This is a genomic window from Legionella birminghamensis (assembly GCF_900452515.1).
Classification (GTDB): Bacteria; Pseudomonadota; Gammaproteobacteria; order Legionellales; family Legionellaceae; genus Legionella_C; species Legionella_C birminghamensis.
In genome coordinates this window covers 919,695-929,685 of the sequence record NZ_UGNW01000001.1, presented here as the reverse complement: position 1 = coordinate 929,685, position 9,991 = coordinate 919,695, and the positions used below count along the sequence as shown (strand labels likewise).

Here is a 9,991-nt window from a genome sequence, read left to right as displayed (position 1 = left end):
GTGAACTTACTTTGCAAACAGATCTTTAGGGAAGGGTTATTTTAAACCAGGGTGCGATAAAAAAATACCGTAGAACTACGGGGTTGACTATCCTCCTAATTTACTCAGCATAAAGGCAATCAGGAATCCCATCACAGTGACCAGACCTGCAAAATTATGCGCTACTGCGAAAGCTTCCGGAATCATGGTGTCAACGAGCATGGTAAGTATCGCCCCCGCGGCAACCGCGATGGTGGCAGCAATGACTTCAGGGGAAAAATGTTGAAACACTGTATAGCCCAGGAAGGCAGAAATCCCTGAAAATAAAGCAATCCCTCCCCAAAGGTAAAAAACATAAGCGGCACTCCGACCGGCTTTTTTCATCCCTGCCGCGCTGGATAAACCTTCGGGAATGTTGGAAAGGAATATGGCAATTACAGTTACCACACTAACCGCTTCCCCCTCAAGCATACTCACGCCGATAGCAATGGATTCAGGAATACCGTCCAATAAAGAACCGACAGCAATTGCCATTCCATTGTCGGTCGATTGTTTTTTTGTCAATGGATGACCCGCGCGTTTCCTGTGTTTCGCGCCCTGACGCGCAAGAACCCAGTTTGCCGCCGTATAAACTAATGCGCCAGCCAGAAAGCCTATTGATGTGGAATCAAATCCTCCCATATTATAGGCTTTATCCATTAATTCAAACGATAAGGCTGAAATCAAAACGCCGCTGCCAAAGGCCATGACTGCTGCAATAACCCGCCGTGAAACCGATAAAAAATAGCCTCCCATGGCGCCGATTATCAGGGCAAAGCCCGCAAAACCTCCCCAAAAAAATGCTTGCAGCCAAAGCGGTATTTCTCTCATAATCTCCCTTCGTGTTATCACCAGCCTCAGCAGGATAAACCTATGTCAAAAATGTTTACTCTTATTTTGGCCGCCATTCTTCTGACAGGCTATCAGTTGGCTTTTTCCATGAGCAAAATCCAGTCCCAGGAAACCTATTTATTTCCGGCCATAAAACCCTATAAAGAGGATTATCTTAGCGTAAGCAGCCTGCATAAGCTATGGTATGCGGAATATGGAAATCCCAAAGGCAGGCCAGTGGTTGTCCTGCATGGCGGTCCTGGAGCCGGCTGCGGGGATAATGACATGCGTTTTTTTGATCCGGCTTACTGGCGGATTATTCTTCTCGATCAGCGGGGAGCTAAACGTTCACAGCCTTTCGGAGAGATGCGCGAAAATACGACCCAGGATTTGATTGCTGATCTGGAGCGCTTGCGAGAGCATCTCCAAATTAAGCAGTGGCTAGTATTTGGCGGCTCCTGGGGCAGTGCCCTGGCACTGGCATATGGCGAGGCCCATCCTGATAAAGTGACCGGTTTTATACTGCGCGGTATTTTTTTGGGGCGCCAGCGCGAAAGTAATCAATTATTATACGGAATGCGAGATACATTTCCCGATGCCTGGCAGGAATTTAGTGACTTTATTCCTGCAGAAAAGCGGGATGATTTGGGAGATGCGTATTATCAACTGGTCATGAATACCGATCCCGGTATCGCGTTGCCCGCAGCCAAGGCGCTGATGAAGTATGATTTAACCTGTTCGTTTATCAAACTAGGCCAGACACAATTAAACGCGCTCCTGAGTGATGATAAACTCGTTCTCGGAATTGCCAAGGCGTTTATTTATTATAATAAAAATCATTTCTTTCTCAAAGAAAACCAGCTGCTGGATAATATCGGCAAGATTAATCATCTGCCGCTAATTATCGTGCATGGACGCTATGATACGGTAACCAGAGCAAGCACTGCATTTGAATTGCATCAGGCCTGGCCGAACTCCAGGCTGGTTTTTGCAGATGCATCTGGGCATTCGGCGATGGAAATTAATGTAACGAAGGAGCTGGTAAAGGCCACTGAGGCGATGAAAAAATTGTAGGGGTTTGTGATTATTACTGCCCGTCTATTTTAAGCCCAATCCGTTCGGCCTGAGGAGCCGCTTTAGCGGTGTCTCGAAGGCATCATTCGCCGCCAAGCCTTCGAGACGGAGCGGTGCCCCCCTCTGGCCGAACGGCTCTTCTGCACTCTGAACTCCTCTCCTATTCGTGTCGACGTTGTGAGAATTACTCAGGCAATAAGTTTATGCCATCTATAAAACAATACACGTGCTGGAGGCTCCTTCAACAGGCCGTATTCCACCCCGTTCCAAACGAGGAGCTGACCAAAAGCCGAACATTCTTTCTGCAAATGATTTCTCACTCGCAATACTTTGTTTGAACTCCTCCAGTGAGACAAAATAACAATCCTCCTTGTCGGCTTCAGGCTTGTACCAAAAACCAGCAAAGTTTGCCGGTGCAAAGATCTCTCTTATACTGGATCTGCCAGTCCAGAACTCATTTGACTGGCCGAAATGGCGGGGGTTTATATCATTGTCGCGATAAATAACGTCTTCCGTAACTGCCTGCTGAAGGGCTTCAGGAAGATTAAACTGAAGAAGTATTGCTGGATTTTTCAGAAACCTAAAAGTGTCCGTAGAGGTATAGAATTCACCGCCGCCACGATTTGTATGAATAGTCAGGGCAAAGCGGTACAAAATTTCTTTATTCTCACCATTAACCAGACTGTCAATCGGGTAGGTATCTTGTATTTCCCGTTCATGGCTCCATAGTTTCAGATCACCATCAATTAAATCATATACTACCGTTTTCACTTCACACTCCTTGTTAAGCGACTAGGTTATTTAAAAAGCAATCCTGCTTAAAACACTTATTGGCACTTCCCTCGCATATCAATTTCCCAAACATCAACCACCACATCATTCTCAATAATATTAAAATGATCATGCAAATTGATAGTAGGATCGCAATGGGGAACGATTAATTCCAACACATCTCCATTTTTCGGCAAAGGGGCATTGACTGGCGAATAAACGCGGCCATGCTCATCGCCAAAACCCGCCCAATCATACTCCAGCCCAGGGCGATTGATGATAACCGGTTTACAACGATCTACGTATAAGGCTTTGGTGCCCGCATCCACTGTTACATGGGTGCTTTGGTTACTGCTGATAACAGTCGTTAACAGCGTCATGGCGGGTTGGAAGGGGCTTAAATGATTATCAGCAGCCGAAGCAATCTCAGTATATTGAACGTCCATCACCGTATAAGATCCCGGTTGAATCTCGGTCACCTCTGAAGCCTGGCAATCAATATCAAAGGTTCCAGTTCCTGTTCCAGTTAGGATCGGGCAGGGCAAACCTGCATTTCTGAATTGACGCAGTAATTCACTGGCCATTTCCATAACGGCAAGCGATTTATTTTTCCGTTCCGCATAAAGCATCAGATGCTGCAGATTTCCAGCATAACACTGGATACCGCCTAATCGAAGCCCTGGCATCTGCTGAACGAACTGGCCCAAGGCCAAAGCATCTTCAGGATTGACTCCAGTGCGGCCAATTCCGGAATTAACATCGATCAGCACCGACAGTGCTTTCCCTGTAATGAGAGCTGCGTTATTTAACTGCCTAATGTTCTCTTTATTATCCACCACCGCAGTCAAGCTGGAACACAATTGATGACACATCATCAGTTGCTGAATTTTATAGTTGCTAACCACCGGTGAAGTAATAAGGATATGGTCCATTCCATTACGGGCAAGCACTAAGGCTTCACTGACTTTTGCAACGCAAAGGCCGGCAGCGCCGTAATCCATCTGCATTTCTGCCAGACGGGAGCATTTATGTGTTTTACAATGCGGCCTTAACTGAATACCCTGGCGCAGGCAGTGCTCCCGCATATATGCGAGGTTATATTCCAGCTTTTTCTTATCAATAACAAGACAGGGAGTATCCAATTGGTATTTGTGAATCCCTGTCAGGGAAGATTTATTCATAGTCAATCAATCAGTTTTTGCAGAGCGGCAAACTCGACGCTCGATCCATAATGCCAACAGGATAGTCGAAAGAACTCCCAGGACCACCCCATAATTATGCCAACCCTCTCCCACCAATTTCAAAGCATCCGGTGAATGCAGGATGGAGAATGGAATTGCCAGTAACACATCGACGATAGCTGAACCAGCGACCAGTCCACAAGCCAGCAAGATACCGATTTGCTTGCGCTCTTTCTTTTCCTCATCTCCCACTTTTTTACGCTTGAGTGACCATTGAACCAGCATATAAACCAAGCCCCCGAGAAACAAGGGAAAGGAAGAAGCTATGGGAAGATACATACCAATCGCGATCCCTAAAATAGACAATCGAATGACACGGTGTATTTTAAACACTTTATCAATAATGATTATCAGGAGAATAATTGCGCATCCGATTAACATCATCGTCCATGGCAGGGTATTCCTGAAAACTGCTTCGGTAATCGCAGCCATCAGCGCAGCTGTTGGAGCCGGTAAGGATAAGGCTGGATCCATTCCAGCCCGCGGCATCACTCCGGCAATCCCATAAACATCAAAAAGCAACTGCATCACCGGAGGAATAACCAGTGATGAAACGATGACACCTAAAAGCAGCATCACCTGCTGACGCCAGGGAGTGGCACCCACTAACTGCCCCACTTTCAAATCCTGGGTATTATCATTGGCAATGGCAGCAATTCCCGTCACTATTGAACCGATAATAATGGTAATCGCTTCTGCGGCCTTGATTTGATCTTCAGTAAACGGTAAGGGCAGTGCCTTATTGATAAACGTTAATAAAACCCAAGCAGCGAATAGCATGCCGGCAATAACCACCGAACTCCCGGGGCTGGCAGTCACTCCGACCATGCCAGAGAAATAACCGGTCATTACTGAAAACAGGAACCCAACAATAAGCACATACAGAACGGCTGCAAACGCCAGTCCCGGCGCATAATCCTCTGTAAACCCAACCGCTTCCGTAGGAAAAATATATTGAAAAAAGAAAAAGAGCACACCCGATACCAGCATGATCCCAATTAATAAAAACGGTAGTGGAATATCGCGATCTGTTCTTGGCAGGGCATTGTCCCTGCGGTTGTTGCTGACAAAGGCATCGAAGGAAATTGCAATGCTTTTTATCAATGGTTTTATTAGTTTAAGGAATGTCCAGACACCGGCAAACAGCATCGCACCAATTCCCAGATAACGCATTTCGCTGTCCCAGAGAAAGCCTGCAGCTTGATCTACCGGGTATTGGTGCAGAAATTCGGGATAAAATCGACTGACAATGGGCAGTGCAATCAGCCAGGACAAGACAGAGCCGATGAAAATACTGATGGCCATTTCATAGCCCACCAAATATCCTGCGCCGATCATTGTGGCGGAAAAACCAGCGCCAAAACCGAAGATGGAACGCTTGGCCACAAACCAGAAGCTCCAACTGCTGGCAATCAGCTTAAATCCCATCTGGAATAATTCAATTAATCCACCTACGGCTCCGCCTAGAAAAATCTCGCGGATTCCAGAGCTTCTGGATGATTTCAACACCTCAGCAATTGCCCTGCCTTCCGGAAATTTTAAAATGGGTTCATTCACAAGGACGCGGCGTAAGGGAATTGAAAAAAGAACACCCAGCACGCCTCCGCATACAGCAATCAGAAAATTATTGATATAGTCAAAATGATGCCAATAGTGGATGATGATCAATGCCGGGATAGTGTAAACAATCCCTCCCGCTACAGCTTCCCCTGCGGAGGCGGCGGTCTGCACCGCATTGTTTTCAAGAATGGTGGCATTTTTAAAAAAACGCAAAATTCCCATTGAAATAATTGCCGCTGGAATAGATGCCGAAGTCAATATCCCTAATTTTAACGCCAGATAGGCATTGGACATCGCTAGCAGGATGGTTAAAAATACGGCCAATAAAATACTGCGCAGGGTTAGCTCGGCAATATAGGGTTCCTGTTTCTCTTTCACAGCTGGTTTGGTCATGCACTACCCCATGCCGCCTTGGCGATTTCGGGTTTAACCCAGGGCTTAATCATTGAATAGGGAAGAAGGACTTTCTGCGGCCCATACACATAGGCAGCGACCTGATAAGTATCAAACACAACCATCAGACCCGATTTTGTGAAATACCAGCTTCTATAATTTTCTGCAGTTGCTTTTGTGCCTTCACTAATCCAGTTTTCATCGGAACGGCCAAGTTTTACGAAATGATCATGGCAGAATTTGGCTATTTGATTTGCCGCATCACTGCCTGTTGTAAACAGGGAGTCAAAATCAAGCGCCACGCCATTGTAGTAATTAAAGGTTTTAATGCTGTTGGCAGGATGGGCAGCCCCGCGCGTATTGCTGGAAACAGTGAATACCAGACTGAGAAGATTATTCCGCGCAAATTTTGTTTCGTAATTGATGTATATACCGTTTTTACCCGGAATATCTGCAGATAAATTATCCTGTTTGTTTATCTCCAAGATGGCTTCTTTCTGTTTGTTAATAAAGCGTTCAATCTGCTGGTTTATCGTATTGTTTGCATAGCCCTGGGGATAGTTAATATCCAGAACCAGTTTTGCGTTTTCCTGCTTGATTGTAACTGTTTTAACTGACGCCAGTGCATCTAATGCAATTCCAGTCATCAGAGTCAATCCCATCAGCAATTGAACTATTCTTTTCATAACGATTCCTCTATTGCTCTAGCCATTTTCCGCCAATCATTGTTTTATGAGAAAGGGGGTAAGCAAAGTAATAACACAGCGAAGCACTATCTTTCACTGACCAGCGAACAAGATCCGCTGCAAAACCAGCGGCAAGTATGCCAGTTTCCCGATGAATACCCAAGGCTTTTGCTGCATTTCCTGTAACTGCCTTTAGCGCCTCAGGGACAGTCAGGGAAAAAAATCGACAGGCCATGCTCATCATAAGCAATAAAGACGCTGTCGGCGATGAGCCGGGATTACAATCCGTTGCAATTGCCATATTGACCTGATGCTGGCGCAGAAGCTCAACTGGCGGCTTCCTTTGTTCTCCCAGAAAATAAAACGCACCTGGCAGAAGCACAGCTACGGTATTGTTCCTGCCCAAGGCTTCTGCCCCCTCTTCATCCAGATACTCCAGATGATCACAGGATAAGGCCTTCATACTGGCCGCTAATCGGCTTGCCCCGAGATTGGAAAGCTGTTCCGCATGGCATTTAATGGCCAGATTATGATTTTGGGCAGCCCTAAAAATCTGCTCGGCCTGAGCGAGGTTAAAGCCAATGGATTCACAGAAAACATCGACTGCATCCGCCAATTGCTGCTCGGCTACCGCAGGCAGGACAGCAGCACAGAGGTAATCGACATAGCCCTGGCTGTTCTGCCTATACTCGGGAGGTACTGCATGCGCCCCCAGAAAAGTGGTTTTAATTCGCATGCCGCTTAACTGCTGCAACTGTTTTGCCGCCCGCAGCATTTTAATTTCAGAGTCCAGATCCAGACCATAGCCCGATTTGATTTCAACGCTGGTAACACCTTCAGAGCACAATGAAAGCAAACGTGGCAACGATTGCTCAATCAGTTCTTCCAAAGATGCCTTTCTCGTCTGGGCGACTGTGAATACAATGCCGCCCCCTTCTTTTGCAATTTCTGCATAGCTTGCCCCTTCAAGCTTTCGCTTAAACTCTCTGGAGCGATCGCCTGCATAGACCAGATGGGTGTGGCAGTCTATTAAACCGGGGGTTACCAATTGTCCCTGACAGTCCTCTACCAGCGCATCGCTTTGCCTGAACTGTTCCGGCAGGGATTCATCATTTCCACACCAGGCAATCCTGTCTTTTATAATAACAATCGATTGCCCGCTGACTTCTAGCCCATCAGAGTCGAGTAACAATGCATTTTTTAATATGATAACACTCATATTATTCCCAGTGAGGCACTGTATGGGGAGGTTTTAACCAGGCTGAGTGATGGCTGCTGTCGTAAATATCCCATTCTTGCCCGACATATTGATCCTTTGGAATATCAATTAATAACCAGGTTAAAAATAAGGCAACTGTCATGGGATCCAGCAAACGTTCTTCTGTCTTTAGTGTTTTGAAGAAATCCTGCTTTTCATCTTCCATATGATCAGCTTCACGAATGACAGCCTGCATAGGCGTGTCAATAATACCCGGCATCACGCTGGCAAAGGCAATGCCCTTTTCTTCGAGTTGCCAGCAGCGTGTCAGCATGGCCAGCGCCGCTTTGGATACGCAATAACCTGACCACCCTGCAACTGGAAAATAGGCAGCTCCTGAACCGATGTGCAGAACTCTTCCCTTATCTAGTTTATGATAAAGCAATTGTGATAAAAAAAGAGGGGCATTCAGGTTGGTTGCAATGAAGCGGCTCCAGGCGCTTTCAGTAATCCTTTGAATAGGTTCAATCGGTGTAATGACACCGGCATTATGCACCAGTCCGTCCAGATTTTCGATCGTTTGCAGATGGCTTAACAGCTGCCTGCGATCCTCTTCTTTGGAGACATCGCATTGAAAAAAGGAAATTCGCTCTGAAAGACTGGCTGTTGATGCCAGTACCTCAACGCGCCGTCCGACAATCAGCACATCCTTTTGCCTCTCAGCCAATGCGAGCGCCAGAGCCCGTCCAATGCCAGTACCGCCTCCTGTAATCAGATACATAAGTTATCCTTGCTTGTCAGGCTGCCCCTGAATTTTGAAATAATCGAATAATAACAGACCGATTAAAAGGAAGCACGTAATAGTATGCAATCTGATGATGACTCTCAGGCGAGATTAATTTTGACTTGAACTCTCGGCGCTGTTGCGCAAAATCATGAATTGTAAGATAGTAATCTAACCTGTTGATTTAAGTCTGTTAATGATTGAAATATGGTTTGATTTACACCATTATGCAAAATAACCAGCCTTTAAGTTGTGAATTTTATTGCAAGGAGTCGATGAATGAAAAAATTATTGTTGTGCGGCAGCGTGTTATCCTTAATGTGTGCAACTACGTATGCAGATAACCAGCCTTCTGCTATTTTAACTCAACCTGTAGCTGCACAAACAACACAGCCAGAGACTACAAGCGCTAATCAGAACGGGCAGACCACAACAGACACGACACAACCCAAACAAACGACTAATCCAGCCGTAAAAATCCAGACCACGACCACTACTACAACACAAACTACCCAAACACCCAATCAAGCGACTACGCCAACCAAAACCCCAACTTCCCCGGCAACTACTACCAGTTCACCGACTAACAGCACAATCCAGCCTACAGTAGTTCCTGCCGGCCAGACAACTCAAACGACTACCGTCCCGGCAACAGTCAAACCTCAGGTAATTGACTGCAATTATCGAATCCCGGCCGAAACAACCCAGATTGAGCAAGCATTGGTAATTAAATGGGCCTCCAAAGCATTACAGCAATCCTTTGATTTTGACTTTAATACAATTGATCAGCAGCTCGCTTCACTGAAAAACTGCTATACCGATCAGGGTTGGCAAAGTTTTAATGATGCACTAACCAAGTCAGGCAATTTGCAAGCAATCAAAGCGCAGAAGCTGATGGTAAGCAGTATGATTGATGGTCAGGAGCAAGTCATTGAGACTAAAGACAATCAATGGAAAATTACATTCCCTTTACAGGTGGTGTATCAGAATGACAAAGAAAAACTGACACAGCCCTTGTCTGTTTACTTAGTGATTGGCCGTAAAATTACAGGTGATCTGGGAATTATGCAAATGATCGCTTCGCCCCGTCAAATAACACAACAGGGCACAGGAACATCGACTCAGACCACTACAAAGCCTTAAGATAATTCCTGCGACTTGTTCCTGATTACCAATTCAGATTAGATCAGAACCGTTCGGCCTGAGGAGGAGCATGGCTCCGTCTCGAAGGTCTTCACTGATGCCTTCGAGAAACCGCTAAAGCGGCTCCTCAGGCCGAACGGATATGTTTAGGTCTCTCACGCATAAAGCACAGTTCCCAGGCATTAGTAATAATACATGCATGCCAGAGTTGATATGCACCCCCAAACTGTGTTATTTTTATAACATATGTCCAAATTTAGAAAAGCCATGTCTCAGCCCAAGATCTCAGCGA

General features: G+C 45.9%; 9 protein-coding genes. 2 read left to right on the top strand and 7 right to left on the bottom strand.

Annotated features, from left to right (window positions below; translation table 11 throughout):
* Nucleotides 1-87: 87 nt before the first annotated feature.
* Nucleotides 88-849 carry a ZIP family metal transporter gene (locus DYH42_RS03995; RefSeq protein WP_058524829.1) on the bottom strand — a complete coding sequence of 254 codons (762 nt, stop codon included), beginning with the start codon at nucleotides 847-849 and terminating at the stop codon, nucleotides 88-90.
* Between the two features lie 42 nt (nucleotides 850-891).
* On the opposite strand from DYH42_RS03995, the gene pip reads away from it, so the two are divergent.
* Complete coding sequence (gene pip / locus DYH42_RS03990; RefSeq protein ID WP_058524830.1) at nucleotides 892-1,923, top strand: prolyl aminopeptidase; 1,032 nt, start codon at nucleotides 892-894, stop codon at nucleotides 1,921-1,923.
* 210 nt (nucleotides 1,924-2,133) lie between these two features.
* On the opposite strand, the gene DYH42_RS03985 is transcribed toward pip, so the two are convergent.
* From DYH42_RS03985 to DYH42_RS03960, 6 genes are read right to left on the bottom strand one after another with little or no spacing between them, the layout of a single operon-like run.
* A complete protein-coding gene (locus DYH42_RS03985) occupies nucleotides 2,134-2,694 on the bottom strand; it encodes a hypothetical protein (RefSeq protein ID WP_058524831.1) in 561 nt (186 codons plus the stop codon).
* A 56-nt stretch (nucleotides 2,695-2,750) separates the two neighbouring features.
* Nucleotides 2,751-3,875, bottom strand: a complete 1,125-nt coding sequence (locus DYH42_RS03980) for a DSD1 family PLP-dependent enzyme (RefSeq protein WP_058524832.1) — start codon at nucleotides 3,873-3,875, stop codon at nucleotides 2,751-2,753.
* A 6-nt stretch (nucleotides 3,876-3,881) separates the two neighbouring features.
* On the bottom strand, nucleotides 3,882-5,888 hold the full coding sequence (locus tag DYH42_RS03975; RefSeq protein ID WP_058524833.1) for an OPT family oligopeptide transporter: 2,007 nt from the start codon (nucleotides 5,886-5,888) through the stop codon (nucleotides 3,882-3,884).
* On the bottom strand, nucleotides 5,885-6,574 hold the full coding sequence (locus DYH42_RS03970; protein WP_058524834.1) for a DUF3298 and DUF4163 domain-containing protein: 690 nt from the start codon (nucleotides 6,572-6,574) through the stop codon (nucleotides 5,885-5,887). The genes DYH42_RS03975 and DYH42_RS03970 overlap by 4 nt, the downstream gene beginning before the upstream one ends.
* 10 nt (nucleotides 6,575-6,584) lie before the next feature.
* Nucleotides 6,585-7,793: an imidazolonepropionase gene (gene hutI, locus DYH42_RS03965; RefSeq protein ID WP_058524835.1), complete on the bottom strand. Its 1,209-nt coding sequence runs from the start codon at nucleotides 7,791-7,793 to the stop codon at nucleotides 6,585-6,587.
* Between the two features lies 1 nt (nucleotide 7,794).
* Complete coding sequence (locus DYH42_RS03960; protein ID WP_058524836.1) at nucleotides 7,795-8,553, bottom strand: SDR family NAD(P)-dependent oxidoreductase; 759 nt, start codon at nucleotides 8,551-8,553, stop codon at nucleotides 7,795-7,797.
* 282 nt (nucleotides 8,554-8,835) lie between these two features.
* Here DYH42_RS03960 and DYH42_RS03955 point away from each other — a divergent pair, with 282 nt between their 5' ends.
* Nucleotides 8,836-9,699 (top strand): DotI/IcmL family type IV secretion protein, encoded by an 864-nt coding sequence (locus DYH42_RS03955; protein WP_058524837.1) that lies wholly within the window; start codon nucleotides 8,836-8,838, stop codon nucleotides 9,697-9,699.
* The last annotated feature ends 292 nt before the right edge of the window (nucleotides 9,700-9,991 follow it).

Excerpts from the sequence above, each read along its gene's own strand:
- DYH42_RS03955 (WP_058524837.1), top strand. The coding sequence starts at position 8,836 with ATGAAAAAATTATTGTTGTGCGGCAGCGTGTTATCCTTAATGTGTGCA.
- DYH42_RS03970 (WP_058524834.1), bottom strand. The coding sequence starts at position 6,574 with ATGAAAAGAATAGTTCAATTGCTGATGGGATTGACTCTGATGACTGGA.
- DYH42_RS03975 (WP_058524833.1), bottom strand. The coding sequence starts at position 5,888 with ATGACCAAACCAGCTGTGAAAGAGAAACAGGAACCCTATATTGCCGAG.
- DYH42_RS03980 (WP_058524832.1), bottom strand. The coding sequence starts at position 3,875 with ATGAATAAATCTTCCCTGACAGGGATTCACAAATACCAATTGGATACT.
- hutI (WP_058524835.1), bottom strand. The coding sequence starts at position 7,793 with ATGAGTGTTATCATATTAAAAAATGCATTGTTACTCGACTCTGATGGG.
- DYH42_RS03960 (WP_058524836.1), bottom strand. The coding sequence starts at position 8,553 with ATGTATCTGATTACAGGAGGCGGTACTGGCATTGGACGGGCTCTGGCG.
- pip (WP_058524830.1), top strand. The coding sequence starts at position 892 with ATGTCAAAAATGTTTACTCTTATTTTGGCCGCCATTCTTCTGACAGGC.
- DYH42_RS03995 (WP_058524829.1), bottom strand. The coding sequence starts at position 849 with ATGAGAGAAATACCGCTTTGGCTGCAAGCATTTTTTTGGGGAGGTTTT.